Here is a 25,744-nt window from a genome sequence, read left to right as displayed (position 1 = left end):
GTGGTGGCCGCGTCCCGTAGCGCTACTACGCTGGGGCTGTGCCCCTCGACATCGCCATTGACCCGATCGACCTCACCGCCGCGCTGGTGGACATTCCCAGCGTCAGCCACGACGAGGAACGGATCGCGAACGAGGTGGAGGCCGCGCTCCGCGCGCTGGAGGGCTTCGAGGTGCTCCGCGTGGGCAACAACGTGCTCGCTCGGACGAATCGCGGTCTGCCGCAGCGGGTGATGCTCGCCGGCCATCTCGACACCGTGCCGATCGCCGACAACGTGCCCAGCCGCCGCGAGGGCGGGATCCTGCACGGCTGCGGCACCGTCGACATGAAGAGCGGCGACGCGGTCTTCCTGCACCTCGCCGCCACGATGGCCGACCCCGCGTACGACCTGACGCTGATCTTCTACGAGTGCGAGGAGATCGCCTCGCAGTTCAACGGTCTCGGCCGCATCGAACGCGAGCTCCCCGAGTGGTTGGCCGCCGATGTCGCGATCCTCGGCGAGCCCTCGGGTGGGCTCATCGAGGCCGGCTGCCAGGGCACCATCCGCGTCCGCATCACCGCGGGCGGCGTGCGCGCCCACAGCGCCCGGTCCTGGCTGGGCGACAACGCGATCCACAAGCTCGGCCCCGTGCTCACCGCTCTTCAGGCGTACACCGCGCGCACCGTCGACATCGACGGCTGCGAGTACCGCGAGGGACTCTCCGCCGTGAAGATCGAGGGCGGCGTCGCCGGGAACGTGGTGCCCGACGAGGCCTTCGTCGACGTCAACTTCCGCTTCGCGCCGGACCGCACCGTCGATCAGGCCGTGGCGCACGTCCGCGAGGCCCTGGCGGGGCCGCTCGCCGACGGTGCCCTCGCCTTCGAGGTGACGGACGCCGCGCCTGGTGCGCTGCCCGGCCTCGGCGCCCCCGCCGCGGCGAAGCTCGTCGCGGCCGCCGGCGGCAGGTTCCGCGCCAAGTACGGCTGGACCGACGTCTCGCGGTTCGCCGCGCTGGGTATCCCGGCGGTGAACTTCGGACCGGGCGACCCCAACTACGCTCACAAGCGCGACGAGCACGTCGAGATCGCGCAGATCACCGAGGTGGCCGCCGTGCTGCGCGCCTTCCTCGCTGGGTAGGTTGTGGGTCATGGCCTCCGATAAGAAGCCCTCCCACGACCACTACCTGCGCTACCGCGGCCCCGTCCGCGTGCAGGGCGCGGCGGCGACGGAATCGTCGACCACTGACCAGCGGCTCCTCGCGAACGCGGACGACGCCGACTGGCTGCACCGCGATCCCTGGCGGGTGATGCGGATCCAGGCCGAGTTCGTCGAGGGCTTCGGGGCCCTCGCGGAACTGCCGCAGGCCGTCACCGTCTTCGGATCCGCTCGGATCAAGCCGGATTCGCCCGAGTACGCCACCGGCCGCGAGCTCGGCGCCGGACTGGTACGGGCGGGCTACGCCGTGATCACCGGCGGCGGCCCCGGCGCCATGGAGGCCGCGAACCGCGGCGCGAAGGACGCCGACGGCCTCTCCGTGGGGCTGGGTATCGAGCTGCCCTTCGAGCAGGGCCTCAACGACTGGGTCGACCTCGGCATCAACTTCCGCTACTTCTTCGTCCGCAAGACGATGTTCGTCAAGTACGCGCAGGCCTTCGTCTGCCTGCCCGGCGGTTTCGGCACGCTCGATGAGCTCTTCGAGGCGCTCACGCTGGTCCAGACGCACAAGGTGACCCGGTTCCCCATCGTCCTGCTCGGCTCCGCGTACTGGGGCGGCCTCGTCGACTGGATCCGCGGCACGCTGACCGAGCAGGGCATGGTTTCGCCCGGCGACGTCGACCTGATCACCGTCACGGACTCCGTCGCGGAGGCCATCGACATCATCGTGCGCGCCGACGCCGCGCGCGAGGCCGAGGCGACGCAGGTGGATCCCTCGTGACCGCGATCGCCGTCTTCTGCGCCTCGCGCCCCGTGCCGCAGGAGTACATCGACCTCGCGACCGAGGTGGGGCGGGGTATCGCTGCTGGGGGGGACTCGCTGGTCTGGGGCGGCGGACACGTCTCCATGATGGGTGCGGTCGCGCAGGCCGCCCGCGACGGCGGCGCCCACACCCTGGGCGTGATCCCGACCGCCCTCGTCGACCGCGAGGTCGCCGACCACGGCGCGGACGAGCTCCTCGTGGTCGACACCATGCGCGAGCGCAAGCAGCTCATGGACGACAACGCGGGCGCCTTCCTGGTGCTGCCGGGCGGCGTGGGCACCCTCGAGGAGTTCTTCGAGGCGTGGACCGCCGGCTATCTCTCCATGCACGACAAGCCGGTCGTGATCCTCGACCACGACGGCTTCTACGCGCCGCTGCTCGACTGGATCGAGGGTCTCAAGGCCAAGGGGTTCGTCGGTGACGCCGCTCTCGGCCGGCTGCTCCGCGCGACTGACGTCACGGCCGCTCTCGAGGCGTGCCGTGGTACGGCGGTCCCACGGTAGGCTCGCCGCGTGAGCTCTACGCATAAGAACAGCACCGTCGGCATCGTGGATCTGGCGCGCGGCGTCGGCAAGCTGATTCCCGATCTGCCCCTCCTGATCAAGGAGGGCCCGTCGATCCTGCTGCGCACGCCGAACAGCAAGGAGACCATCGGCACGGTGTTCGCCAAGCGCGCAGCCCAGCACCCGTCGCGCGACTTCCTGCGGTTCCAGGGCGAGGGCGTCAGCTACGGCGAGGCGAACGCCACCGTGAACACCTATGCGCGCGTGCTGCTCCAGCGCGGCGTGAAGGTGGGCGACGTCGTCGGCGTCGTCATGCACAACCACCCGCAGATGGTGCTGGTGATGCTCGCCATCGTGAAGGTCGGCGCCACCGCGGGCCTGGTCAACTACAACCAGCGCGGCGCCGTCCTCGCGCACAGCCTCGGCATCCTCGAAACCGGCACGATCATCGTCGGCGCCGAGGACCTCGAAGCATTCGATTCGCTCGATGCCGCGGACCGGCCCGCCGATGGCGTCGTGCTCACGATCGACGAGCTGGCCGAGCAGGCCCGGCAGGCGCGCGCCGCGGATCCCCGCGCCACGGAGAACCCGGCCGTCACCGCGACGCTGCCCGCGAGCACCCGCGCGTTCTACGTCTTCACCTCGGGCACCACGGGCATGCCGAAGGCGTCGATCATGACGCACTACCGCTGGCTCAAGGGCATGGCGGGCTTCGGTGCGACGGCCGTCCGCATGCGCCGCGACGACGTCATGTACTGCCCGCTTCCGCTGTACCACAACAACGCCGCCCTCGTCGCGCTCGGCTCGGTGCTCGTCTCGGGCGCCACCCTCGCGATCGGCCGCAAGTTCTCGGCGACGCGGTTCTGGGACGAAGCCAACGAGAACTCGGCGACGATGTTCATCTACATCGGCGAGATTTGCCGCTACCTGCTCAACCAGCCGCCCACGCCGAGTGACCGGTCGAACACGATCCGGGTGGCCGCCGGCAACGGCATGCGGCCGGAGATCTGGCGGGAGTTCCAGGAGCGCTTCGGGATCGAGCGGATCATGGAGTTCTATGCCGCGAGCGAGACGAACATCGCCTTCGTCAACGTCTTCAACATCGAGGCCACCGTCGGCCTGTGCCCCCTGCCGCACGCCGTGGTCGAGTACGACATCGATACCGCCGGACCGCTGCGCAACGCGAAGGGCCGGCTCCAGCGCGTGAAGCGCGGGCAGAACGGCCTGCTGCTGACCAAGATCACCAAGTCCGCGCCCTTCGACGGCTACACCGACGGGAAGGCGAACGACGCCAAGCTGATCCGCGACGGCTTCACGAGCGGCGACGTATGGTTCAACACCGGCGACGTGGTGACCAACCAGGGCTTCGATCACATCGCCTTCGTCGATCGCCTCGGCGACACCTTCCGGTGGAAGGGCGAGAACGTCGCGACCACGGAGGTCGAGGGCGCGCTCGACGAGGCCGATCAAGTGGAGGGTGCGATCGTCTACGGCGTCGCGATCCCCGGTGCCGATGGCAAGGCCGGCATGGCCGCAGTCAAGCTCGCCGAGGGCCGAGACTTCGACGGCGCCGCGCTCGCGACGCAGCTGCGGAACGAGCTGCCCGCCTACGCGATCCCGCTGTACGCGCGCGTCGTGCCGAGCCTCGAGGTCACCTCCACGTTCAAGAGCCTCAAGGGCGAACTCCGCAAGCAGGGCTTCGCCGACACAGGCGATGACCCGCTGTACGTCTTCGTCGGCGGTGCGGACGGCTACGTCCCCGCCTACGACGGGTACGCGGACGACGTCGCGGCCGCCAAGGTCCCGGATCTGCGCTCCTAGGATGACCGCACCGTCGGTGGGCCCGGTCCCCGTGCGCCCCACCTTCTGCGGCCGCCCGGTCCCGACGGACCGGGCGCTGGTGATGGCGATCATCAACCGCACGCCGGACTCGTTCTACGACCGGGGGAGCTACTTCGCCGTGGACGCCGCGCTCGCGCGCGTCGACACCGCCGTGGCCGAGGGCGCGGACGTCGTGGACGTGGGCGGCGTCAAGGCCGGACCCGGCCAGGAGGTCGACGCGACCGAGGAGATCGCGCGCACCGTGCCGTTCATCGCGCAGGTGCGCGACCGGCACCCCGACCTGCTGATCAGCGTGGATACCTGGCGGGCCTCCGTCGCCGAGGCCGCCGTCGACGCCGGCGCAGATCTCATCAACGACACCTGGGCCGGCGCCGACCCCGACCTGCCCCGGATCGCCGCGGCTACCGGCGCGGGCCTCGTCTGCTCGCACACCGGCGGCGCCGTGCCCCGTACCCGCCCGTTCCGGGTGCGCTATCCCGACGTCGTCGCCGACGTCCGCGACTCGCTCGCCGCCGCCGCGGAGGCCGCCTTCGCGGCCGGGGTGCGGGAGGACGGCATCGTCATCGACCCCACCCATGACTTCGGCAAGAACACCCATCACGGGCTCGCGCTGCTGCGGCACCTGGATGAGCTCGTCGGCACAGGCTGGCCGGTGCTGATGGCCCTGTCCAACAAGGACTTCATCGGCGAGACCCTGGATGCCGGACTCGAGGAGCGAGTGGCCGGGACCCTCGCCGCGACCGCCCTCGCCGCGCACGCCGGGGCCCGGATGTTCCGCGTGCACCAGGTGGCGGACACCCGCCGGGTGGTGGAGATGGTGGCCTCCATCGACGGCACGCGCGCGCCGGCCCGCGTCGTGCGGGGGCTCGCGTGAGCACCGCCCACCGGTCGTTCGAGGAGCCCCGCTGGAGCGTCGACGAACTCGTCGCCGCGAAGGCCGGACGTACCGTCTCCGTGGTGCTCCCGGCGTTGAACGAGGAGGCCACCGTCGGCGCGGTGGTGGCGACGATCACGCCGCTCCTGGGGACCCTCGTCGACGAGCTGATCGTGCTCGACTCGGGCTCGACCGACGCCACGGCCGAGCGGGCCCGCGCCGCCGGCGCCACGGTGATCAGCCGCGAGGAGGCGATCCCCGGGCTGCCGCCGGTACCCGGCAAGGGGGAGGCCCTGTGGCGCGGGGTCGCGGCCGCATCGGGCGACCTGATCGCCTTCGTCGACTCCGACCTGATCGAGCCCGACCCGCGGTACGTGCCGCGGCTGTTGGGGCCCATGCTGTTCCACCCCGAGGTGCACCTCGTCAAGGCGTACTACCGGCGCCCGCTGCGCGTCTTCAAGCAGGGCGAGGACCCGACGGGCGGCGGCCGCGTGACGGAGCTCGTCGCGCGGCCGCTGCTGGCGGCGCTGCGACCACAGCTGCGCGCGATCCTGCAGCCGCTGGGCGGCGAGTACGCGGGGACGCGCGAGTTTCTCGCCTCCGTGCCCTTCGCGCCCGGATACGGCGTGGAGATCGGGCTGCTGCTGGATGCAGAAGCCCGCTACGGCATGGCGGGGATCGCGCAGGTCAATCTCTCCGTGCGCAAGCACCGCAACCGTGACCTGCGCGACCTCGGCGTGATGAGTCGGCAGATCCTGGGGACGGCGTTGCGGCGCTGCGGGATCGAGGACTCGGGTGCGGGGATCACGCAGTACCTCGTGGAGCCGGGGCCGGAGGACCGGTTCACCGAGGTCACCACGGAGGTCTCCCTCCGGGACCGGCCGCCGGTCACATCGCTGTCGTAGCGGCTCAGCCCAGCAGGGCGTCGAGCGCCGCGGCGCCGGAGACGAGGGCACGGCCCCGTCGGCCCAGGTTCGCGTGCCAGCCGTCCAACGTCGCGCGCAGCGGCTCCACGCCGCTCGCGTCGCGGACGTGCTCCGTGAGCTCGGCGATCCGGGCGAGGCCGTAGCCGCCGCGTCGCAGCTGCTCCGCCATCCGCGCGTCGCGGACGTCGGCGGGGGAGTACACGCGGTAGCCGGTGGCGCGGTCCCGCTCCGGCCGGACGATGCCCGCCCGCTCCCACGAGCGCAGCGTGGCGGGGACGACGCCCAGGAGGTGGGCCACCTCGCCGACGAACAGTGCGGCGCCGTCGTCGTTGCCGGGGTCGCCCAGGTCCGCGAGTGCTGCGCGCACCCGGCGGAAGGTGTCGCGATCGCCGGCCAGCTCCTCGTGCGCCTGGTCGAGCAGCGCGAAGGCGGCGTCGAGGTCGCCGCGGTGCACCGCGCGCAGGATGGAGCCCGCCCGCGCGTGCCCGCAGCCGGGGATCAGTGCGAGGAAGGCGTCGAGCGCGAGTCGGTGCCGCTCGGTGTAGGCCCGGTAGCCCGACGGGGTGCGCCCGGCCGGGGGTAGGACGCCCTGCTCCTCGTAGTTGCGTACCGCCTGGGTGGAGAGCCCGTGCGGGCGTGCGAGGTCGACGGGTCGAAGCGAGGTTTGAAGGTTATCGGGCACGGGACTGGCGATTCTGCGGCAAAGTTTCAATGGACGCTTCAACGATATCGTGGAAGGAATGAATCCGGACCAGGTAGACCTCGTTTCCTTCCTCGACGCCCAGCCCACCGCGACCCGCCTGCTGGCCCTCGGCGAGCCCATGCACGGATCGGAGGAGATCCTCCGAGCCCGCAACGCAGTGATCGAGGACCTCGTGGTGCGCGGCGGCTACCGCTCGATCGCCGTCGAGTCGGACCTGCACCGCGCGCCGCTGGTGAACGACTACCTCGCGGGCGCGGAGATCGACCTGCAGCGGGTCCTCGACGAGGGTTTCAGCCATCCTTACGTCCACGCGCTGGAGGCGACGGGCGAATTGCTGCGCAACCTCCGTGCGCTCAATCGGACACTGGAGACGCCGGTGCGGTTCTACGGCTTCGACGGGCCGATGGAGATGGCGGCCGCCCCGAGCCCGCGCACGTACCTCCTCCGGCTCCGCGCGGCGCTCGCCGACATCGCCCCGAGCGTCGCCGCCGAGCCGGAGTTCGATGCGCTGCTCCGTGACGAGTCGCGGTGGACCGAGGAACGTGCCATGTATGAGGCGGACTGGGGCGTCGGGCGCACCGTCGACGCCGATCGCCTGCGCCTGCTGGCCGACGACCTGTGCGCGGTCCTCGACGCGTACGCGCCGGAACTGGCCGCGCGGGGGGACGATGGGTGGTGGCTGCGGGCCGACGCGGCGACCGCCGTCGGCCTGCTGCGGTACCACGCGATCATGGCGACGGACACTCCCGATCGGCTCGGCCGGCTCAGCGCCCAGCGGGACGTGATGATGGGGCGGAACCTGCTGGCGATCGTCGACCGTGAGGCGCCGCGCGGCGGCACCCTCGCCTTCGCGCACAACCTGCACCTGCAGCGCGGGGTGAGCGAGATGCAGATGGGGCCGCACACCGTGCGCTGGTTCAGCGGCGGGGCGCAGGCCGCAGCGAGCCTCGGCGACGGCTACCGGCACGTGGCGATGGCCATCGGCGCCGCACCCGCGCACGGGCTCGCGGCGCCGGCACCGGGGACGGTCGAGGGCGAGCTGTCGTGGGAGCAGGCCGATCCGGCCCACCTGTACACGGGGCCGGAGCTCGCCGAGCGGCTCCGCGGTGCGCCCGTGCGGGCCGATCGGGACGCGATGGGGGCGTACTTCCCGCTGGACGTCGACCGGCTGGCGGAGACCGACGGTGTCCTCTTCCTGTCGGAGGTTCGGGCATGATGGCCTCATGGTGATCGTCTTGTACGCCCTGGGACTGCTGGCCGTCGCGGCCGTGCTGTACGGCGTGGCAGCGCTGGTCTTCGGGCGAGGTGACGACACCCCGCCGCTGGAGACGGCTGCCACGCCGACCGTGCTGCCCGCGGACGACGTCGCGGGCATGGACGTCCGCGCGCTCCGGTTCCAGCAGGTGGTACGCGGGTACAAGCCCGCCGAGGTGGACTGGGCGCTCGAACGACTGGCGCGGGAGATCGACGTCCTGCGCGCACGGCTGGCCGCCGAACAGGCGCCTGCCTCCGCCGCGACCGAGGCCTCCGGCGAGGCCGACTAGGCCCGCATTGCCAGCGGTCCGCGCCGATCGATGCAGCGCACAGGCTAGAATGTGGAGCGGACCCGCTGCGGGCTGCGCTCGGGCGGGTGAAGGATTTGAAGGGAGCAACGGATGGCGGCTATGAAGCCACGTACGGGGGACGGCCCCTTGGAAGCGACCAAGGAGGGGCGCGGGATCGTGATGCGCGTGCCGCTGGAGGGTGGTGGACGCCTCGTGGTCGAGCTCACGCCGGACGAGGCCGCCGCACTCGGCGAGGAGCTGCGCGGCGTCACGTCGTAGCCGGTAGAACTGCTTTCCCTGAGATCCCGCGCGGTGCCACCGTGCGGGATCTCCTCGTTCCCCCGGGGGGTATCCCATGGTGCAAGTCCCGCCCGGCCTGGTCGCGGCGCTGCCCGCGCTGGCCTGCCCGCACTGCGGCGGCGGATTCGACGTCGACAGTGGCACTCTGCTGTGCCCCGCCGGGCACGCCTTCGACGTCGCGCGGCAGGGTTACGTCTCCCTTCTCGCCGGCGACGCGAGCGGACTGATCGCCGACGACGCCGCGATGATCGCCGCCCGCGAGCGGTTCTTCGCGACCGGCCATTACGAGACCTTTCACGCCGCGGTCGCGACCGCCGCCACGGGCGCGCCGGCCGGACCCGTCCTCGACTGCGGCGCGGGCGAGGGTGAGTACCTCGCGCGAGCCTGCGCCGCGCGCGCCGCGAACGGGCTCGGCGGCACCGGCATCGGGCTCGACCTCTCGAAGCCCGCGGCGCGGCGCACCGCCCGGCGGGGGCCGTCGATCGGTGCGGTGGTCGCGAACGGGTGGGCGCGGCTGCCCGTCGCCGACGGTGCCGTCGCCGCGGTGCTGTCGGTGTTCGCGCCCCGCAACGCCGCCGAGTTCGCGCGCGTCCTCGCCCCCGGCGGCCGGCTCGTGGTGCTCACGCCGGGGCCGCGGCACCTCCGCGAGATCGTCGAGCCGCTCGGCATGATCTCGGTCGAGGAGGGCAAGGTGGCGCGGCTCGACGGTGCGCTGCACGACTTCTCGCTCGTCGACCGCGAGAAGCACGAGTGGGTCATGGATCTCACCCCTGACGCCGCGACCGATCTCGTCGCGATGGGGCCGAGCGCGCACCACGGTGCGGCCGAGGCGCGCGCCGCCGCGATCGCGGACCTCACGGCGGGCGGCACCGCGGCCGTGACGGCGTCCGGCACCGTCAGCGTCTACGAGGTGCGGTAGGCGTGCTTCGCGTGCGCGGGAGGCCGCCGCGCACGGGACGCCGCTGTGCGTACGTGCCGCGTTCGCACAGTCGCGCGCGGTGCGCGGATACCCGTGCCGCATGCGCGGATACGCCGAGTGTGCGCATCGCCCACCCCGATCCGGCACGCCGAACGGCCGCCCGCTCGAGCGGCGCACATCGAGCCGTGGGAACCTGCGAGAGTTCAGCCGCGAGTGGGTGTTACCCGCGGGCGGCGATGGCGTGCCGGTAGACGTCCAGGGTCTGCGCGGCGATGGACTCCCAGCTGAAGTCAGCGACCGCCCGCGCTCGGCCGGCGGCGCCGTACGCCGCGGCCCGCGCCGGGGCCGCGCAGAGCGCGTTCACGGCGTCGGCGAGGCCGGCCTCGAAGGCGTCGGTGTGCACCTCGTCGTAGTGCACGAGCGTGCCGGTCTCTCCGTCGACGACCACCTCGGGGATGCCGCCCACGTCCGAGGCGACCACGGCGGTGCCGCAGGCCATGGCCTCGAGGTTGACGATGCCCAGCGGCTCGTACACCGACGGGCAGACGAACACCGTCGCGGCGCTGAGGATCTCGCGCACCTTCGGGGTCGGCAACATGTCCTGCACCCAGTGCACGCCATCCCGCGACTCGGCCAGCGCGGCAACTGCGTCCGCGGTCTCCGCGGCGATCTCGGGGGTGTCCGGGGCGCCGGCGCACAGCACGAGCTGGATGTCCGGATCGAACCGGTGTGCCGCGGCGACCAGGTGCTTGACCCCCTTCTGCCGCGTGATGCGGCCGACGAAGGCGGCGATGGGGCGGTCCGGGTCAACGCCGCGCTCGACCAGTGGGGAGTCATCGCCGAAGGTGGCGGCGGGGTGCCACATCTCCGAGTCGATGCCGTTGAGCACCACGTGGACCCGGGCGGGGTCGAGGTTCGGGTACGCGTCGAGCACGTCGTCCGCCATACCGCGGCTCACGGCGATCACCGCGTCCGCGTACTCGACGGCGTTGCGCTCGGCCCAGCTGGAGAGGCGGTAGCCGCCGCCCAGCTGCTCGGCCTTCCACGGGCGGTGGGGTTCGAGTGAGTGCGCGGTGAGGACGTGCGGGACGCCGTAGAGCTGCGCGGCGACGTGCCCGGCGAGTCCGGTGTACCAGGTGTGGCTGTGTACCACCTCGGCCTCCGCGGCGAGGTTCGCCATCCGCAGGTCGGTGGAGAACATCTCGAGGGCGGTGTTCGCGCCCGCGAGCTCCGGGTCCGGCCCGGAGACGGTGACCCCGTCCATGTCCGGGCGGGGGGCGCCCATGCAATGCACGTCGACCTCGCAGAGGTTGCGCAGTCGCGCGACGAGTTCGGTCACATGCACGCCCGCGCCGCCGTAGACCTCCGGCGGGTATTCCCTCGTCATCATCGCTACACGCATGGCCACCACGCTAGAGCCTGCTGGGGCTGCACGCAGGCGGTTCGACGGAGCCCGAACGGTGCGGTTCACCTGTGGTTCTCCGCCCGGACGCCTGTGCATCGTCGTGGAACAGGATGCACTGCCGCAGAACGCTGCACGGGTGCCCGGATTGGGGTTAGCGTGGACCCCGTGAGCAACCAGCCTCGAGTCCTGGGAATCGTCCTCGCCGGTGGCGAGGGCAAGCGCCTGTATCCGCTGACCGCGGACCGCGCGAAGCCCGCCGTGCCCTTCGGCGGTTCGTACCGCCTCATCGACTTCGTGCTGTCGAATCTGGTGAACGCCGGATACCAGAGGTTGTGCGTGCTGACCCAGTACAAGTCGCACTCGCTGGACCGGCACATCAGCCAGACCTGGCGCATGTTCGGCTTCCGCGGCGAGTACATCACCCCGGTGCCGGCGCAGCAGCGCGTGGGCAAGCGCTGGTTCACGGGCAGTGCCGACGCGATCTTCCAGTCGATGAATCTCATCACCGACGACGACCCCGACTACATCGTGGTCTTCGGCGCGGACCACGTGTACCGGATGGACCCGTCGCAGATGGTGCAGGCGCACATCGAGTCCGGCGCGGGCGTCACCGTCGCGGGAATCCGCGTGCCGCGTGCGGAGGCGAAGGCCTTCGGCTGCATCGAATCCGATGACTCCGGTCGCATCACCCAATTCCTGGAGAAGCCGGCGGACCCGCCTGGCACGCCCGACGACCCCGAGGTCACCTTCGCGTCGATGGGCAACTACGTGTTCAGTCGGCAGGCCCTCGTCGAGGCGATCATCGCCGATGCCGAGAACCCGGATTCCGATCACGACATGGGCGGCGACATCATCCCCGCGTTCGTGGCCCGCGGGGAGGCGGCGGTCTACGACTTCAGCGACAACCAGGTGCCGGGAGCCACCGAACGCGACGCCGGATACTGGCGAGACGTCGGCACCATCGACGCCTTCTATGAGGCCCACATGGACCTCGTCTCGGTGTACCCGATCTTCAACCTCTACAACCGGCAGTGGCCCATCCGTTGCGAGAACGACAATCTGCCCCCGGCGAAGTTCGCCCGCGGCGGGCTCGCGCAGGAGTCCATGGTGGGCGCCGGCAGCATCATCTCGGGTGCGACGGTGCGCAACTCCGTCATCGGCGCCAATGTCACCATCGGCGACGGTGCGACCGTCGAGGGCTCCGTGCTCATGCCCGGCGTCAAGATCGAGGCGGGCGCAGTGGTTCGGCGCGCGATCCTCGACAAGAACGTCGTGGTCGGGCGCGGCGAGATCCTCGGCGTGAACCTGGAGCGCGAGCGCGAGCGGTTCAACGTCTCCGCCGGCGGTGTGGTCACCGTCGGTAAGGGTTTCCGGATCGGCTGAGCCAGGTTCCTGCCCGGGGCTTGCGTTTGAGTGCGCTCGAAGGCCTAGCTTCGCAGGCATGACGACGGACAGAGATCTGAACTGGCTGATCACCGGCGCTTCACAGGGATTCGGCCGGTGCCTGTTAGAGGACGCGCTGGGGCGCGGCGACGCCGTGACGGCGGTGGTCCGCGCCGGGGCGTCCGTGCGGGATCTCGTCGCCGCCTATCCGGGGCGGCTGGATGTGATCGAGGCGGACCTGCGTGACGAGCGGGCGGTGGATCGGGTCATCGACCGGATCGCGCGGTCGCCGATCGACGTCCTGGTCAACAACGCAGGGCGGGCGATCAGCGGATCGGCAGAGGACCTGGGGATAGAGCAGCTGCGGGAGCAAGTGGAGCTGAACTTCTTCGCTGTGGCGGCGCTGACCCGTGCGGCCCTGCCGGGGATGCGGCACCGTCGAACGGGGACGATCGTGCAGATGAGCAGCCAGGGCGGCAGGCTGTCGTTCCCGGGCGTCGGCGCGTACTCGGCGAGCAAGTTCGCGCTGGAGGGCTGGTCCGAGGCGCTTGCGGCCGAGGTGGCGGAATTCGGTATCAGAGTTGTGCTGGTCGAGCCGTCGCGTTTCCGCACCGGTTTCAACACGGCCCATTCGCTGGAGGTTGCCGTACCGTCGGAGGTGTATGCCGCAACCGTCGGAGCGGTGCAGGACGGACTGGCGACGGCGGACGGCGAGCAGGAGGGTGACCCTGCGCGCGCGGCGGAAATCATCGGGGACCTGATCCGGTCGGAGCGGATTCCGCTCCGGCTCCCGTTGGGCGCTGAGGCGGTGGACCGCCTGCTGCAGACCTACACTGCGGCGATCGACGATGTCCGGGAGTGGGCAGACGTAGCGCGATCCGCGGACTTTCCGAGTGAAGGAGCGTGACGACGGTGGCGACCGACGACGTGATGGCCCGGGTACTCCGCGAAGTGGATGAGTATGCCGAGATCGATGGGGCGGTCTCGGTGGAGACGATCCATCGGCTGGTCCACGCGGGCGACGATCCGCCTGTGCGCTCGATCGCGGAGGTGGCGGACATGCTCGAACTCTCGCCGCATTCGATCCGGTACTACGAGCGGGCGGGGCTGATTGCAGTGGATCGGGATTCTCTCGGGCACCGGACGTACGACGCAGAAGCGCAGCGGCGATTGGTCTTCATCACCCGTATGAGACTGTCCGGGATGTCAATGCGGGACCTTCAGCATTACGTCGAACTGGTTGATGTGGGAGACGATTCCGTCGAGGAGCGACTCGAGATGCTCCTCGAGCATCGGGACACCATTCGGCGCCGCATGCGCGAGCTGACGCTTTCCCTGGCCGCCACGGAGTACAAGATCGCAGTCTACGGCCGGGGCGGGACGCACTGACGGGGTGGCCGCTCAAGCGGCGCGCTCCGATCAGGCCGCGTCAGCGCGGGCGAGCAGGCCGTGAGAGGAGCCGCGCAGGATGATCTCGACGACGGCGTCGGCATCGTCGGACATCGGGACGTGACCGCTCCCGGGGAGCCAGATGTGTTCGGCCGTGGGTAGGTGACGGCGGGCCCGCCGGCCCTGATAGGGGAGGAGCACGCGGTCCTGCGTGCCCCAGGCGATCGTGACGGGGATATCGGCGGCGATGTCGGCCTCGAACGGGAAGGCGCCCCCGATGATGTCGTGGAGCGTGTGCCGGGCGTCGACCATGTTGCGGAGGTCGCCGAGCACGCGGTCGGCGGTGAGGCGCTCGCCGTGCGTCATCAGCGAGGCGAGCATGAGGCGGCGGCCGATGCCGCTGCGGGTGAGCAGCGGAGCGAGTGGCGCCGCCAGCCGGCCCGCGGTGATCAGCGCGGCGAAGTGCGCGCGGATCAGCTGGAAGTCCTTCTCATCGCGCCAGAAGCCGGCAGGGGACAGGCCCGTCGCGCTGCTGACGATGCCGCTGGCCGCGGCCTCGAGCGCGATGCGTCCGCCCAGCGAATTGCCGGCGATGTGCGGGCGCTCGAGGCCCAGCTCATCGAACAGGTCCTCAAGGTGCTGCTGCAGGGCCTCCTGGACGGTGCGCCCCGCGAGGTCGAGCGCGGGGGACTCGCCGTGGCCGGGGAGGTCGAACAGGACGACCTCGCGGTGCTCCGCGAGCCGCTCGGCGACGGGGTACCAGGCCTGCCGGCGGTGCGCGATCCCGTGGACCAGGACCAGCGGCTCACCCGAGCCGAATCGTTCGTACGCCAACATCTCGTGCCACCTCGTCGTGGTCGGGCGGGCGGGGCCCGCGGGGTCCGACGGTGCGCCGGACGGATTGTTCGGAGCCTACGGATTGATAGATGCGGACGCAATACCTCTCAGAAAAGTCGCTGGTGATGGGTTTCGGCTGCGCACGGACGCTCCGGCGTGCACCTCCTGGCGTGCGCTGCGTTCAGTCGCGGGCGAGGGCGGCGCGTACCTGATGGGCGACGGTGGTGTGCTCCGCGGACTCAGGAAGGGCGTCGACGGGCCACCAGCGCAGGTCGTTCGATTCCTCGCTGATCGCGAGCTCCGGGGTGTCGGCGCCTACGGCGAAGGCTCGGAAGCGCAGGTCCAGGTGGCGCGTCGGGACGCCGAGCGAGCAGCGGATCGGGTGGGTGTGCAGCGTCAGGAGATCGGCGTCGAGGACGAGGTCGGCGAGGCCGGACTCCTCGTGCCCCTCGCGCAGTGCGGCGGCGGCCACCGTCGAATCGGTGTCCTCGCAGTGCCCGCCCAACTGCAGCCACTCGCCCACCCGCGGGTGGTGGGTGAGCACCACGTGGGTGCGGGCCTCGTTGAGGATCACCACCGACGCCGTGATGTGGCCGGGCACGTTCGCGCGGGCGCAGGCATTGGGCTGAGCGTCGAGGAAGGCGAGCACCGTGTGGCGCAGGGCATCGTCTCCGTCGGAGCGGGCGTCGAACCGCGCGAGGACGTCGATCGCGGAGGCGTGTAGGGAGGCGAAAGTCACTCGGCTACCGCTCTTCCGGCGAATCGGGCTCCGCGGCGCCGGCGGGAGCCGGTATCTCGATGAGCATGTCGCCCGGCGGGAGCGGCGGCCGGGGCGAGGACAGCGCGGACGGATCCGCCGGGTAGCCGACGGCGATCGCGCCCGCGGGGCGGTAGTCGTCGGGCAGTCGCAGCACCTCGCGCACGGTGTCGGCGGCGAAGATCGTCGATCCGACCCAACAGCTACCGATCCCCCGCACGGCCAGCGCCACCAGCAGCGATTGCACGGCGGCGCCCACGGCCACGGTGAACATCGTCTCCTCGGCGGCAGTGCGCCGACCGTCAGGGTAGGAGTGGGCGCCGTCGGGCACCATGAACGGCAGGATCAGCTCGGGGGCGTCGTAGAGCAGCTGCCCGCGCCGCACCCGCTTCGCCACGGACTCGGGCGTGCGCCCGTCACCGTCGAGGTCCGTCGCCCACTGCGCCTTCATGGCGTCCAGCAGGGCCGTGCGGCGCTCCGCGTCCCGCACCCACACGAACCGCACGGGATGCGTGTGATGGGGCGCAGGGGCCGTCAGAGCCTCCGCTACGGCGTCGCGCACGTCCTCGGCCGGTACCGGCTCGTCGGCGAAGGCCCGGACGGACCGCCGCACGAGCAGCGCCTGCCGACGCGCGAGCTCGACGCCCGTGTGGAACAGGTCGTCCTCGCCCGGGCGTACGAGGCCGCGGGCGGTCGCGAGGGGCGAATCCGCCCGGGGCGCACGGACTGCGAAGCCGCGCACCACCGCGGCGGGGACGCCGCCCAGCTTGCCCTTGACGAGGTCCGCGGCGGCGGCCAGCTCGTCGGCGACGGCGATCTCGGTGACCACGAGGTCGTTACCGTAGGCGTCGACGGCGCCCGCGTAGCCGTGCAGCACCTCCATGCCGGCGGCGCCGATCGCGGCGTCCGTCTGGCCGTTGCGCCAGGCCCGCCCCATGGTGTCGGTGACCAGTACGGCCACGTCGATGCCGAGGCGTTCGCGCAGTCCGGCGCGCACGACGGCCGCGCTGCCGTCAGGATCCTCGGGCAACAGGGCGACGGTGTCGGAGGCCACGTTCGAGGCGTCCACGCCCGACGCGGCCTGCACGACGCCGAGCCTGTTCTCGGTGATCCAGGTGCGGCCCTTGGTCGCGAGAACGCGCACCGACTCCTCTGCGATCAGGCGGCGCCGGAAGGCGTCCCGCTCCTCGGGGTCCGACGGTGCGTCGAGCACCCGGCCCTCGGCCTTGGAGAAGACCTTCGAGGTGATCACGACGACGTCGCCGTCCGCGAGCCACGGCGCCGCAACGGCGAGCAGGGCCGCCACGTCGTCGCCCGGCTCAACTTCGGGCACGCCGAGAACGGGCAGGATCTCGAGCGAGGCGGCGCCGTGGTCGCGCTCGGGTCGGGAGCTCACAGGCCCACCAGTTCGAGTCCGGCGTCGATCATCGCTGCGGTGGCCTGGGGCGAACTCATGAGCAGGGGCACCGCGGCGACGGGCAGACCGTCGATCGCGACGCCCGCGTCCTCCTCCGACACGAGCCAGCCGTCGAGGATGCCGTTGCCGCTGCGGGCGCCGAAGTGCTCGCCGATGGCCTGGGCGCTGGTCTCGATCCCGAGTACGTCCAGGCAGCGGTCGGCCATGCCGCGCAGCGGCGCGCCGCCGATCACGGGGGAGACGCCGATGACCCTGGCCTTCGTGGAGCGCAGTGCGGCGCGGACCCCGCCGACGGACAGGATCGCGCCGATCGACACGACCGGGTTCGACGGGGCGAGGAAGACGACGTCCGCCTCCTCGATGGCGGCGATCGCGGCCCGCGAGGCCAGCGCCTTGCCGGAGCCGCCGCCGTCCGCGCCGCCCACCTGCGCGAAGCCGAAGGTCTCGATGTCGGCGCGGTACCGCACCCACCACTCCTGGAAGTGGATGGCCTTCTTCGCGCCGTCGGTGGACTCCGGGTCGGCGACCACGACGTGCGTCTCGTGCCGCCCGTCGGTCGCGGGGAGCAGCCGTACGCCCGGCTGCCATCGATTGCACAGCGCCGCGGTGACGTCGGTGAGGGGATATCCGGAGGAGAGCATCTGGGTGCGGATGAGGTGCGTTGCGAGGTCGCGGTCGCCGAGGCCGAACCAGTCCGGATCGGCGCCGTACTTCGCGAGCTCCTCCTTGGCGTGCCAGGTCTCGTTGCGGTGGCCCCAGCCGCGCTCGGTATCGATGCCGCCACCCAGGGTGTACATGCAGGTGTCGAGGTCGGGGCAGATCCGCACGCCGTGCATCCAGGCGTCGTCGCCCACGTTCACCACGGCGGTCACGGAGTCTCCGGCGGCGCCGTCGGGGGCCGGTCCGTCCTTCTCCGGGAACGGTGTCACTCCGAAGCGCTCGCGTGCGCCTTCAAGGAACCGCGCACCGCCGACACCGCCCACCAGCACCGTCACCTTCACTCCTCCCAGGGTAGTGGTCGCCGGGCGGAGGCTCTCGGGACGGGTCGAGGTGATCGAGGAGGTCGCGCGAACGCCCCCGTTCCTGGCATGATCAGTTGTGCGACGCGCTGTTGTGGTGGGTCGGCGGGCGCGTGTGAAATATGACGCGGATCACATCTCAACCACGTGTCGAGGGCTCGCATTCGGGCATCCAGGTGGTATTAGCTAATTTTCCGGTTCAGCTTGACGTGGCGGCTTTGCACGTGTGTAATCACAACCGTGTCATTCAGTGCGGCGACTTCTTCGCCGGCGCGGGGCATGCAGACAGCAATCCATCGAACACCACGAAAGCAACGAGGGAGGCGGGCCGATGACGATCGACGCTCATCGTGAACCGTTCGGAAGCTTCTCCGGTGGGTCCAGCCGTGCGCACCTGAGTGTCGTGCCCGCGGGTTTCGAGGAACTCTACGAGGCCGTCGAGGATCAGTGGCAGGACCGCGCACTGTGCTCGCAGACGGATCCCGAGGCGTTCTTCCCCGAAAAGGGCGGCTCCACTCGCGAGGCCAAGCGCATCTGCCTGGGCTGCGAGGTTCGCAACGAATGCCTCGAGTACGCCCTCCAGAAGGATGAGCGGTTCGGCATCTGGGGCGGCTTGTCCGAGCGTGAGCGCCGGAAGCTCAAGCGCGGCATTATCTGACCGTTCGTCCGGCCGTGGTCGCCCGCGTTCAGAGCGCGTCCGGGCCGGCGAGCAGTGTCTCCTCGGTCACGCCGAGGTAATCGCTGATCTGGTGTACCAGGATCGCGAGGATTTCATCGAGTAGGTCTGCCTCCGTCTTCGTGCGACGCTGCAGCGGCCGGCGGAACAGGATCAGCCGTGCCCGGGTGCGATTGCCCCGACGGTCGATGCCCACGGGAACCATGCGCGCCAACGGTATCGGGCCGTCCGCCTCCACCTCAGCGGGCCACGACACCGCGTCCGGATCGTGCGGCAGGATGCCCGGCACGTCGTCGACCGCGATGTCCAGGTCGGTCAGCTTGTCGTGCCACAGTGAGTCGATCTCCGCGAAGGCGTCGAGCACCACCTCGTCGAAGTCCTGCGCGCGCGTCCGGTGCGCCGGGAGATCGCGGGGCACCAGCGGCCCGCGAAGACCGTGGCCGCGCCGGTCGCGCGCCACCCGGCGCCGCAACTGCGCGCCCCCCTCGGGTGTCCCTCTCCTGCTTCTCATGATGCTCTCAGTCTAGGTGGAGTCGCGGCGGTCGTCCGTCGCGCGCGGTCGTCCGGTGTGTCGGGAGCGCGCCGCCCGGGCCACGGGTTAACCTTCTTGCTGTGAACTCCGTCCGTCAGTGCTGCCGTCCCGGCTGCAGGAACCTCGCCGTGGCGACGCTGACGTTCGACTACCGCCAGTCGATCGCGGTGCTGGGCCCGCTCGGAACCACGAGCGAGCCTCATTCCTGGGACCTCTGCGAGTTCCATGCCACCCGCATGACCGCGCCGCGCGGCTGGGAGATGCTCCGTAACCTCCCGGCCTACAGTGCAGTCGGCAACGCGGCTCTCGACGACGACCTCACCGCGCTGGCCGACACGGTCCACGAGCGCGCCGCCCGCGACCAGGGACGCCGCGCCCCCGAGCCCGCCGACGCCCCCCTGCGCTCCCTCCCGCCGATCGGTGCGATGCGCCCCGTCCTTGACGGTCTAAGTGGACCCCAGGTCACGCCCTCGGCGCAGCCCGGGGGAGCGGCACCGAAGCACGCCGCCCGGCCGGGCCGCCGCGGCCATCTGCGGGTGCTGCCCGACCCCGTCGATTAGGAGTCGCCGGAGAAGCGTCCGCATCTCCGCGCCGAATGCCGGCCCGCGCCCCGATTGCCGATAGGGTGGGGCGTCCGCACGGAGCCCGCCGGGTTTCCGCACGCCGTTTCACAGGAGGTCGTCGAGCGTGGTTCGAGCGCTGGAGTCGGTGCAGGCTGTCATCAAGGCGTACGACGTGCGCGGCCTTGTCGGGGAGCAGATCGACGAGGCCTTCGTCCGCGACGTGGGTGCCGCCTTCGGCTCGCTGATCCGCGGCGAGGGCGCGACCGACGCCGTCGTGGGCCACGACATGCGCGACTCGTCGCCGTCGCTGTCCGCGGCCTTCGCCGAGGGCGTGACCGCGCAGGGCGTGAACGTCACCCTCATCGGCCTCGCCTCCACGGACGAGCTGTACTTCGCCTCCGGTCTGCTCGACTGCCCGGGTGCGATGTTCACCGCCTCGCACAACCCCGCCGCCTACAACGGCATCAAGCTGTGCCGCGCCGGCGCCAAGCCCGTGGGGCAGGAGACGGGGCTGCGACAGATCACCCAGCAGGTGGCCGACGGCGCCCCGTCGTACGACGGTGCCCCCGGCCGGGTGTCCGAGCGGGACGTGCTCGACGAGTACGGCGACTACCTCCGCACGCTTGTCGACCTCTCCGGCTCGCGCCCGCTGCGCGTGGCCGTCGACGCCGGCAACGGGATGGGCGGCTTCACCGTGCCCTCGGTGCTCGGCCCCGTCGACGCGCTCGACGTGCGGCCGCTGTTCTTCGAGCTGGACGGCACCTTCCCGAACCACGAGGCCAACCCGCTCGACCCGAAGAACCTCGTCGACCTGCAGAAGTTCGTCGTCGAGCAGGGCGCCGACATCGGTCTCGCGTTCGACGGCGACGCCGACCGCTGCTTCGTCGTCGACGAGAAGGGCGAGCCGGTCTCGCCGTCGGCCGTGACGGCCCTCGTCGCCGAGCGTGAGCTCGCGAAGAACCCGGGCGCCACCGTGATCCACAACCTGATCACGTCCAAGGCAGTGCCCGAGATCATCGTCGAGAACGGCGGCACCGCCGTGCGCACGCGCGTCGGCCACTCCTTCATCAAGGCGCAGATGGCGGAGACGGGCGCCGTCTTCGGCGGCGAGCACTCCGCGCACTACTACTTCCGCGAGTTCTGGGGCGCCGACTCCGGCATGCTGGCGGCGATGCACGTGCTGGCCGCGCTCGGCGAGCAGGCGAAGCCGCTCTCGGAGCTGATGGGCGTCTACGACCGGTACGCCGCGTCGGGCGAGATCAACTCGACGGTGGCGGACCAGGGCGAGCGCACGCGCGCCGTACTCGATGCTTTCGCAGACGAAATCCAGAGCACCGATGAACTGGACGGCGTGACGGTACAGTTGGATTCGGGCGCCTGGTTCAACCTGCGCGCTTCCAACACCGAGCCGCTGCTCCGACTGAACGTCGAGGCGGCGACCACGGACGAGGTGCGCGCGCTGACCGAGCGGATCCTGGCGATCGTACGTGCCTGATCGCGCGATGTGCCCGGCGGTCGGAACGGTGCCGACGGGACGCGACGCCGATGGGACGGGAGGAAGCCGTGACCGAGATTGCCGATCTCGATGATCCGGCGGGCCTGATCGCGGCCGACGTGGGCGGCCACCTGCGTGCCGCTGCCCTCGCGGGCGCGCAGGCGCGCGCGGTCGCGACCGCCGTTGATGAGGGGGCGCTCGCCCAGCTCGACGGCCTCGCGCCGCGTGCCGTCGTCGTGGTCTGCGGCGCGGGCCCCGCGGCCGCCGCCGCGGGCTTCGTCGAGGCCCTCACAGCAGGCCGGTTCGACGTCCCGCTCGTCCGCTCCACCGAGCTGCCGCCCTGGGTGGGAGCGCTCGACGTGGTCGTCGTTTGCGGCTTCGACGCGGGCGATCTCGTGCTCGCCCGGGCCATCGCCACCGCTGCGCGCCGCGGCGCCGTCGTCGTGGTCGCCGTGCCGATGGAGGGCCCCGTCGCCGAGGCGGCCGCGGGCCGCGCGGTCGACCTCTCACCCCGCCTGCGCGTACCCGAGCGGTTCGGCTTCGTCGGCGTCGCCGCCGCGCTGCTCGCCGTGCTGGGCCGCCTCGCCGGCACCGACCGCGGCGACGCGCCCGGTGAGGGCTTCCTGCACACGCTCGCCGAGACCCTCGACGACGAGGCCGTGCGCGGCGCGCCGGACCGCGACGTCGAGTCCAATCCCGCGAAGCGCCTCGCCGCCCGGATGACGGGCCGGCGGGTGGCGCTCACCGCCGACACTGCGCCCGGCCTCGCCGTCGCCGAACACGCGGCGTCGCAGGCCCTCACGCTCGGCGGCCAGGTCGTCGCCGCGGTCGGCCTCGCCGACGTCGAGCTCGCAACCCCCGAACTGGCGGCCGCGCCGCCCGGAGGCGCGCTCGAGACGGGTGCCGCAGTAGATCCGCTGTTCCACGACCCGTTCCTCGACGGTCCGGCAGCGCAGACGCCCCTGCGGGTCCTGATCCTGACCACGGAGCAGCGCGCGCCCCTGGTTGAGGCGCGGCTGCGCGCCCTGCCCGATGTGGAGTCGCTCCCCGTCGACGAGGGTGCGGAGCGAGCGCCGGAGGCGACGGGGCCGCGCGCCGACGCGCTGGATCTCCTGGCGCTGGCAGTACGGTTCGATCTCGCGTCGGTCTACCGGCGCCTGACGGGGGAGGCGTGATGCAGCGGATCGAGGGAGTCATCCGGCCGTACGCCTGGGGCTCGCGCACGGTCCTGGCGACGATGCAGGGACGGCACGTGCCGTCCAACCATCCCGAGGCCGAGCTGTGGTTCGGCGCGCACCCCGCCGACCCGGCCAAGCTGTACGACGCCGCCGACACCGCGACCGACGGCGACCTGCTCTCCGCGATCGGCGCCGATCTCGACGGCCAGCTCGGGCGCATCTGCCGCGACGAGTTCGGCGATCGCCTGCCCTACCTGGTGAAGGTGCTCGCGGCCGACGAGCCGCTCTCGCTGCAGGCCCACCCCTCGCGAGAGCAGGCCGAGGAGGGCTTCGCCCGCGAGAACGCCGCGGGGATCCCTCTCGACGCCCCGGAGCGCAACTACCGCGATGCCGCGCACAAGCCGGAGGTCGTCATCGCCCTCAGTCGGTTCGAGGCGTTGGCCGGATTCCGCGACCCGGCGGTCACCGTCGAACTGCTGCGCGCGCTGGCGGTGCCGGAGCTGGACAGCTACCTCGGCCTGCTCGCCGGGCAACCGGACTCGCAGGGCCTGCGCGCGCTGGTCACCACCTGGATCACTCTGCCGCAGCCTGCGCTCGCGGTACTGGTGCCCGCGGTCCTCGCGGGCTGCGTGCGCTACCTGGAGAGCGGCGCCGAGCAGTTCAAGGGCGAGGCGCAGCTCGCGCTGACGCTGGGGGAGCGCTACCCGGACGACGCCGGGGTGCTTGCGGCGCTGCTGCTCAACCGGATCGTGCTCGACCCCGGGCAGGCGCTGTACCTCTCGGCGGGAAACCTGCACGCCTACGTGAACGGCGCGGCCGTCGAGGTCATGGCGAACTCCGACAACGTGCTGCGCGGCGGCCTCACGCCCAAGCACGTCGACGTGCCGGAGCTGCTGCGGGTGCTGGACTTCACGCCCCGCGCACCGTCGGACCTGGCGCCCCGCACGGCGACGGTCGGCCCGGAGGTCGTCTTCGCGACGCCCGCGCCGGAGTTCCGGGTCTCGCGGGTGCGGCTCGACGGGACTGCACTCAAGCGTGCCGCGTCGGTGGAGCTGGACGCACGCGGCCCGCAGCTGCTCGTCGTCACCGAGGGAACGGTGACGGTGCGCAGCGCGGGCCGGTCGATCGACGTCCCGGCGGGCAGCGGCCTATGGATGGCCGCGACCGACCCGGGCGTCGTGGTGACGGCCCACTCACCCGTTGCGGAGTTCTTCCGCACCCTGGTGGGCGGGCACTAGGTCACGGTCGGATCAGCAGCCACCGAGGTTCTCGTAGAAGGTCTCGGGGATGTCGAAGGTCTGCATGTTCGCCACGGCGACGGCCTCGGGCTGCGCCTTGCTGAGCACGGCGAGCGGCTTGCCGTCGCGCGTGAGCAGCACATCGTCTCCACCCTCGACGATGTTGAGGAGCTGGGCGACCGTCTGGTCGGTGGTGTGCGCGAAAGTCTTGGTCATAAGCCCGACGGTAAGTGTTACTTGCTGGTACGCCAACACTTTTCACCTACCAACGAGTAACACTCGTCGGTAACTTCGACGCTCCCATGGGACTGCCAGCCGCACGGCAGAGTGCGCCCAGGCGGCGGCGCGAGAGTGGTCCTTGCAACGAAGAACGGCCGACAAGGCCACGACGCAAGGAGATGAACTCATGGCAGCACCGGGACAGGGCAACGGTCAGGGACAGCGACCGGGTCAGCCCAAGCCGCAGCAGCCCCAGCGCCGCCGGGTGCGTCGCTGGAACCCGCAGGCCCGACGTTGGGACTGGGTCTGGCAGTGACCCGAGGAGTCCGATGACGTCCACGGACATGCTGCGGCTGCTGTGGGCCCACACGCCGGGCCACCGACGATCCCTCGTCGGTGGCCTGGTGCTGTTGGTCGGGGCGGCCCTGGTCGAGGTGGCGTCGGTGCTCGTCATGGCCGACGTGCTGACCGCGGTCCTCGGCTCCACCTCGCTCGCCGGCACCGCCCGCGGAGTCGGCGCGTGGGTCGGCGCGACTCTCCTGGGCGCGCTGTTGACCTACGGCGGGACCCTCGCGACCTGCCGCGCCGCCGAGGGCACCGTTCTCGCCCTGCGCGACGAGGTCCTGGCCCGGGTTCTGCGACTGCCGATGGACCAGGTGCATCGCCTCTCCACCGGCGACGTCGTGGTTCGGCTGACCGAGGACGTCGTGGTGCTGGAGACCGCGCTGTCGGTCTCGGTCGTGCAGGCCGTGGTTGCGGTCCTCACGACCGGTGGATTGGTCGCAGTCGCGTGGTGGCTGAGCTGGCAGCTCACCCTGATCGCGCTGGTCGCGGTTCCCGTGCTCACCGGGCTCGCCCGTGCGTTCCGGGGCGCGCAGGAGCGGGCGACCGCGCGCGAGCGAGAAGCCCACTCCGCGCTCGGGACGGTGATCGCCGAGGTGACCGGCACCGTCGAGCTCGCGCGGCTGCACGCCATGGAGACGGCGGAGGCTGCCGAGGTCCACCGGCGGGGTGCGGCGCTTTTCGGCGCGCGGATGCGCGAGGCGCGGGTGCACGCCGCCTTCGGCGGGGTGCTGGGCTCGGCGCAGGCGCTCACACTGATCGCCGTGTCGGTCGCGGGTGTCGCGCTCGTGCGTACGGGGAGCCTCACCTACGGCGCGCTGATCGCGCTCACAGGCTATCTCGGCTACCTCTATCCCCGGGTGCAGGACGTCGCCGAGAGCCGGCTAGCCCTCGTCGGCGCACGGATCAGCGCGGAGCGCCTCGCCGAGCTCGCGGGGCCGCTCGGCAGTCCCGCGCGGAGCACCGGGGTCGACAGTGCCGTGTCCATGGCTGCTTTCGACGGTGCCCGGCGCGATGAGGCGCAGCTGGTGCGGACCGGCGTGCCGGTGCGGGTGACCGGGCTCGCGGCGCGGCGCGGAGACTTCCTGCTCGACTGCCCCGAGTTCTCGGCCGATCCCGGCGTCCTCACCGCCGTGACGGGCCCGTCCGGCTCCGGCAAGTCGACGCTCGCGCACGTCCTCGCGGGCCTGACGAGTGCGGAGGGCACCGTCGGCCTGGGGGATCGGATGGGGACGGTGGGCCCGGGCCTGCGCGAGCTGGTGACGCTCGTGCCGCAGCGCGCGGTGATCCGCACGGGGACTTTGGCGTCGAACATCGCCTACGGCAGCGGGGCCGATCCGTGCGCCGCGGGCGACCTGGCGGGCGCCGACGAGTTCGTGCGCCGACTGCCCGCCGGCTACGCGACACCGACCTCCCTGGGCGGGGAGGAACTCTCGGGCGGTCAGCGGCAGCGGATCGCACTCGCGCGGGGCATCGGGCGGCCCACTCCGGTGCTGATCCTCGACGAGCCGAGCACCGGGCTGGACGAGGCAAACACCGAGCGTCTGGCCGGAGTGCTGCAGTCGATCGCGATGCGCCGCACCGTCATCGTGATCACGCACGATCCGCTGCTTCGCGCCGCGGCCGACCGCTGCTACCGAGTGCTCGACGGACAGGTGACGCTCGAGGCCGGTGCAGACGTCTGAAATGCCCCGCTGCGGCGCCGCAGTGGTGTTTGATGAATCGTC

At 71.6% G+C, this 25,744-nt stretch carries 28 protein-coding genes; 20 read left to right on the top strand and 8 right to left on the bottom strand.

Features of this window, described 5'->3' with window-relative positions; all coding sequences use genetic code 11:
• Positions 1–38: 38 nt before the first annotated feature.
• The 6 genes from dapE to HNP44_RS11760 are packed head-to-tail and all read left to right on the top strand — an operon-like array spanning position 39 to position 6,080.
• A complete protein-coding gene (dapE, locus tag HNP44_RS11785) occupies positions 39–1,115 on the top strand; it encodes a succinyl-diaminopimelate desuccinylase (RefSeq protein ID WP_259140499.1) in 1,077 nt (358 codons plus the stop codon).
• A 10-nt stretch (positions 1,116–1,125) separates the two neighbouring features.
• Positions 1,126–1,914, top strand: a complete 789-nt coding sequence (locus tag HNP44_RS11780; RefSeq protein WP_259140497.1) for an LOG family protein — start codon at positions 1,126–1,128, stop codon at positions 1,912–1,914.
• Complete coding sequence (locus tag HNP44_RS11775; protein WP_259140496.1) at positions 1,911–2,459, top strand: LOG family protein; 549 nt, start codon at positions 1,911–1,913, stop codon at positions 2,457–2,459. Before HNP44_RS11780 ends, HNP44_RS11775 begins: the two co-directional genes overlap by 4 nt.
• A gap of 9 nt (positions 2,460–2,468) precedes the next feature.
• Positions 2,469–4,280, top strand: coding sequence for a long-chain-acyl-CoA synthetase (locus HNP44_RS11770; protein ID WP_259140495.1), 1,812 nt, complete (start codon positions 2,469–2,471; stop codon positions 4,278–4,280).
• A gap of 1 nt (position 4,281) precedes the next feature.
• On the top strand, positions 4,282–5,175 hold the full coding sequence (folP, locus tag HNP44_RS11765) for a dihydropteroate synthase (protein WP_259140493.1): 894 nt from the start codon (positions 4,282–4,284) through the stop codon (positions 5,173–5,175).
• Positions 5,172–6,080 (top strand): glucosyl-3-phosphoglycerate synthase, encoded by a 909-nt coding sequence (locus tag HNP44_RS11760; protein ID WP_259140492.1) that lies wholly within the window; start codon positions 5,172–5,174, stop codon positions 6,078–6,080. The genes folP and HNP44_RS11760 overlap by 4 nt, the downstream gene beginning before the upstream one ends.
• A 4-nt stretch (positions 6,081–6,084) precedes the next feature.
• Here HNP44_RS11760 and HNP44_RS11755 read toward each other — a convergent pair whose 3' ends face one another.
• The gene (locus HNP44_RS11755) at positions 6,085–6,783 is read right to left on the bottom strand and encodes a MerR family transcriptional regulator (RefSeq protein WP_259140490.1); all 699 of its coding nucleotides are present in this window, start codon (positions 6,781–6,783) and stop codon (positions 6,085–6,087) included.
• Positions 6,784–6,841: 58 nt separating this feature from the next.
• Here HNP44_RS11755 and HNP44_RS11750 point away from each other — a divergent pair, with 58 nt between their 5' ends.
• From HNP44_RS11750 to HNP44_RS11735, 4 genes are all read left to right on the top strand, one after another.
• Positions 6,842–8,020: an erythromycin esterase family protein gene (locus HNP44_RS11750; RefSeq protein ID WP_259140488.1), complete on the top strand. Its 1,179-nt coding sequence runs from the start codon at positions 6,842–6,844 to the stop codon at positions 8,018–8,020.
• Positions 8,021–8,027: 7 nt separating this feature from the next.
• A complete protein-coding gene (locus tag HNP44_RS11745) occupies positions 8,028–8,348 on the top strand; it encodes a DivIVA domain-containing protein (RefSeq protein ID WP_259140487.1) in 321 nt (106 codons plus the stop codon).
• Positions 8,349–8,459: 111 nt separating this feature from the next.
• Positions 8,460–8,627: a DUF3117 domain-containing protein gene (locus HNP44_RS11740; RefSeq protein WP_068532479.1), complete on the top strand. Its 168-nt coding sequence runs from the start codon at positions 8,460–8,462 to the stop codon at positions 8,625–8,627.
• Positions 8,628–8,703: 76 nt separating this feature from the next.
• Positions 8,704–9,567 (top strand): putative RNA methyltransferase, encoded by an 864-nt coding sequence (locus HNP44_RS11735; protein WP_259140481.1) that lies wholly within the window; start codon positions 8,704–8,706, stop codon positions 9,565–9,567.
• Between the two features lie 220 nt (positions 9,568–9,787).
• Here the strand turns inward: HNP44_RS11735 and glgA are convergent, their stop codons facing one another.
• Positions 9,788–10,969: a glycogen synthase gene (gene glgA, locus HNP44_RS11730; RefSeq protein ID WP_259140479.1), complete on the bottom strand. Its 1,182-nt coding sequence runs from the start codon at positions 10,967–10,969 to the stop codon at positions 9,788–9,790.
• Positions 10,970–11,137: 168 nt separating this feature from the next.
• Between glgA and glgC the strand changes: the two genes are divergently transcribed.
• The 3 genes from glgC to HNP44_RS11715 are packed head-to-tail and all read left to right on the top strand — an operon-like array spanning position 11,138 to position 13,744.
• Entirely contained in the window at positions 11,138–12,355 is a 1,218-nt protein-coding gene (gene glgC, locus HNP44_RS11725) for a glucose-1-phosphate adenylyltransferase (protein ID WP_259140477.1), read from the top strand.
• Between the two features lie 58 nt (positions 12,356–12,413).
• Positions 12,414–13,262, top strand: a complete 849-nt coding sequence (locus HNP44_RS11720) for an SDR family NAD(P)-dependent oxidoreductase (RefSeq protein ID WP_259140475.1) — start codon at positions 12,414–12,416, stop codon at positions 13,260–13,262.
• A gap of 5 nt (positions 13,263–13,267) precedes the next feature.
• Positions 13,268–13,744, top strand: a complete 477-nt coding sequence (locus tag HNP44_RS11715; protein ID WP_374758777.1) for a MerR family transcriptional regulator — start codon at positions 13,268–13,270, stop codon at positions 13,742–13,744.
• Positions 13,745–13,774: 30 nt separating this feature from the next.
• On the opposite strand, the gene HNP44_RS11710 is transcribed toward HNP44_RS11715, so the two are convergent.
• The 4 genes from HNP44_RS11710 to cofD form a co-directional block, all read right to left on the bottom strand.
• Complete coding sequence (locus HNP44_RS11710; protein WP_259172125.1) at positions 13,775–14,581, bottom strand: alpha/beta fold hydrolase; 807 nt, start codon at positions 14,579–14,581, stop codon at positions 13,775–13,777.
• A 181-nt stretch (positions 14,582–14,762) separates the two neighbouring features.
• Positions 14,763–15,320, bottom strand: a complete 558-nt coding sequence (locus HNP44_RS11705; protein ID WP_259140455.1) for an NUDIX hydrolase — start codon at positions 15,318–15,320, stop codon at positions 14,763–14,765.
• A gap of 4 nt (positions 15,321–15,324) precedes the next feature.
• Entirely contained in the window at positions 15,325–16,734 is a 1,410-nt protein-coding gene (locus HNP44_RS11700; RefSeq protein WP_259140453.1) for a coenzyme F420-0:L-glutamate ligase, read from the bottom strand.
• The gene (gene cofD, locus HNP44_RS11695) at positions 16,731–17,756 is read right to left on the bottom strand and encodes a 2-phospho-L-lactate transferase (protein WP_259140452.1); all 1,026 of its coding nucleotides are present in this window, start codon (positions 17,754–17,756) and stop codon (positions 16,731–16,733) included. The genes HNP44_RS11700 and cofD overlap by 4 nt, the downstream gene beginning before the upstream one ends.
• 349 nt (positions 17,757–18,105) lie before the next feature.
• Between cofD and HNP44_RS11690 the strand changes: the two genes are divergently transcribed.
• On the top strand, positions 18,106–18,432 hold the full coding sequence (locus HNP44_RS11690) for a WhiB family transcriptional regulator (RefSeq protein WP_068524587.1): 327 nt from the start codon (positions 18,106–18,108) through the stop codon (positions 18,430–18,432).
• Between the two features lie 28 nt (positions 18,433–18,460).
• Here HNP44_RS11690 and HNP44_RS11685 read toward each other — a convergent pair whose 3' ends face one another.
• A complete protein-coding gene (locus tag HNP44_RS11685) occupies positions 18,461–18,961 on the bottom strand; it encodes a metallopeptidase family protein (protein ID WP_259140451.1) in 501 nt (166 codons plus the stop codon).
• Positions 18,962–19,062: 101 nt separating this feature from the next.
• Between HNP44_RS11685 and HNP44_RS11680 the strand changes: the two genes are divergently transcribed.
• The 4 genes from HNP44_RS11680 to manA all read left to right on the top strand — a co-directional run bounded on the left by HNP44_RS11680 (position 19,063) and on the right by manA (position 23,456).
• Positions 19,063–19,542: a DUF3499 domain-containing protein gene (locus HNP44_RS11680; RefSeq protein WP_259140450.1), complete on the top strand. Its 480-nt coding sequence runs from the start codon at positions 19,063–19,065 to the stop codon at positions 19,540–19,542.
• A gap of 127 nt (positions 19,543–19,669) precedes the next feature.
• The gene (locus tag HNP44_RS11675) at positions 19,670–21,040 is read left to right on the top strand and encodes a phosphomannomutase/phosphoglucomutase (protein WP_259140449.1); all 1,371 of its coding nucleotides are present in this window, start codon (positions 19,670–19,672) and stop codon (positions 21,038–21,040) included.
• Between the two features lie 68 nt (positions 21,041–21,108).
• Positions 21,109–22,215 carry a tobH protein gene (locus HNP44_RS11670; protein ID WP_259140448.1) on the top strand — a complete coding sequence of 369 codons (1,107 nt, stop codon included), beginning with the start codon at positions 21,109–21,111 and terminating at the stop codon, positions 22,213–22,215.
• Complete coding sequence (manA, locus tag HNP44_RS11665; protein WP_259141160.1) at positions 22,215–23,456, top strand: mannose-6-phosphate isomerase, class I; 1,242 nt, start codon at positions 22,215–22,217, stop codon at positions 23,454–23,456. The genes HNP44_RS11670 and manA overlap by 1 nt, the downstream gene beginning before the upstream one ends.
• A 12-nt stretch (positions 23,457–23,468) precedes the next feature.
• On the opposite strand, the gene HNP44_RS11660 is transcribed toward manA, so the two are convergent.
• The gene (locus HNP44_RS11660; protein WP_259140444.1) at positions 23,469–23,672 is read right to left on the bottom strand and encodes a hypothetical protein; all 204 of its coding nucleotides are present in this window, start codon (positions 23,670–23,672) and stop codon (positions 23,469–23,471) included.
• 190 nt (positions 23,673–23,862) lie between these two features.
• On the opposite strand from HNP44_RS11660, the gene HNP44_RS11655 reads away from it, so the two are divergent.
• Together HNP44_RS11655 and HNP44_RS11650 are read left to right on the top strand one after the other, a co-directional pair.
• Entirely contained in the window at positions 23,863–23,991 is a 129-nt protein-coding gene (locus HNP44_RS11655) for a hypothetical protein (protein ID WP_255603085.1), read from the top strand.
• 13 nt (positions 23,992–24,004) lie between these two features.
• A complete protein-coding gene (locus tag HNP44_RS11650; RefSeq protein WP_259140443.1) occupies positions 24,005–25,702 on the top strand; it encodes an ABC transporter transmembrane domain-containing protein in 1,698 nt (565 codons plus the stop codon).
• Positions 25,703–25,744 lie beyond the last annotated feature (42 nt).

Origin of the sequence: Tsukamurella ocularis (assembly GCF_024807615.1) — a bacterium.
Lineage (GTDB): Bacteria > Actinomycetota > Actinomycetes > Mycobacteriales > Mycobacteriaceae > Tsukamurella > Tsukamurella ocularis.
The sequence above is the reverse complement of the archived record's forward strand: the minus strand, read 5'-3'. Positions and strand labels throughout refer to the sequence as shown.

Excerpts from the sequence above, each read along its gene's own strand:
- HNP44_RS11780 (WP_259140497.1), top strand. The coding sequence starts at position 1,126 with ATGGCCTCCGATAAGAAGCCCTCCCACGACCACTACCTGCGCTACCGC.
- folP (WP_259140493.1), top strand. The coding sequence starts at position 4,282 with ATGACCGCACCGTCGGTGGGCCCGGTCCCCGTGCGCCCCACCTTCTGC.
- HNP44_RS11750 (WP_259140488.1), top strand. The coding sequence starts at position 6,842 with ATGAATCCGGACCAGGTAGACCTCGTTTCCTTCCTCGACGCCCAGCCC.
- HNP44_RS11745 (WP_259140487.1), top strand. The coding sequence starts at position 8,028 with ATGGTGATCGTCTTGTACGCCCTGGGACTGCTGGCCGTCGCGGCCGTG.
- HNP44_RS11740 (WP_068532479.1), top strand. The coding sequence starts at position 8,460 with ATGGCGGCTATGAAGCCACGTACGGGGGACGGCCCCTTGGAAGCGACC.
- HNP44_RS11735 (WP_259140481.1), top strand. The coding sequence starts at position 8,704 with ATGGTGCAAGTCCCGCCCGGCCTGGTCGCGGCGCTGCCCGCGCTGGCC.
- glgA (WP_259140479.1), bottom strand. The coding sequence starts at position 10,969 with ATGCGTGTAGCGATGATGACGAGGGAATACCCGCCGGAGGTCTACGGC.
- HNP44_RS11720 (WP_259140475.1), top strand. The coding sequence starts at position 12,414 with ATGACGACGGACAGAGATCTGAACTGGCTGATCACCGGCGCTTCACAG.
- HNP44_RS11710 (WP_259172125.1), bottom strand. The coding sequence starts at position 14,581 with ATGTTGGCGTACGAACGATTCGGCTCGGGTGAGCCGCTGGTCCTGGTC.
- HNP44_RS11690 (WP_068524587.1), top strand. The coding sequence starts at position 18,106 with ATGACGATCGACGCTCATCGTGAACCGTTCGGAAGCTTCTCCGGTGGG.
- HNP44_RS11685 (WP_259140451.1), bottom strand. The coding sequence starts at position 18,961 with ATGAGAAGCAGGAGAGGGACACCCGAGGGGGGCGCGCAGTTGCGGCGC.
- manA (WP_259141160.1), top strand. The coding sequence starts at position 22,215 with ATGCAGCGGATCGAGGGAGTCATCCGGCCGTACGCCTGGGGCTCGCGC.
- HNP44_RS11660 (WP_259140444.1), bottom strand. The coding sequence starts at position 23,672 with ATGACCAAGACTTTCGCGCACACCACCGACCAGACGGTCGCCCAGCTC.
- HNP44_RS11655 (WP_255603085.1), top strand. The coding sequence starts at position 23,863 with ATGGCAGCACCGGGACAGGGCAACGGTCAGGGACAGCGACCGGGTCAG.
- HNP44_RS11650 (WP_259140443.1), top strand. The coding sequence starts at position 24,005 with ATGACGTCCACGGACATGCTGCGGCTGCTGTGGGCCCACACGCCGGGC.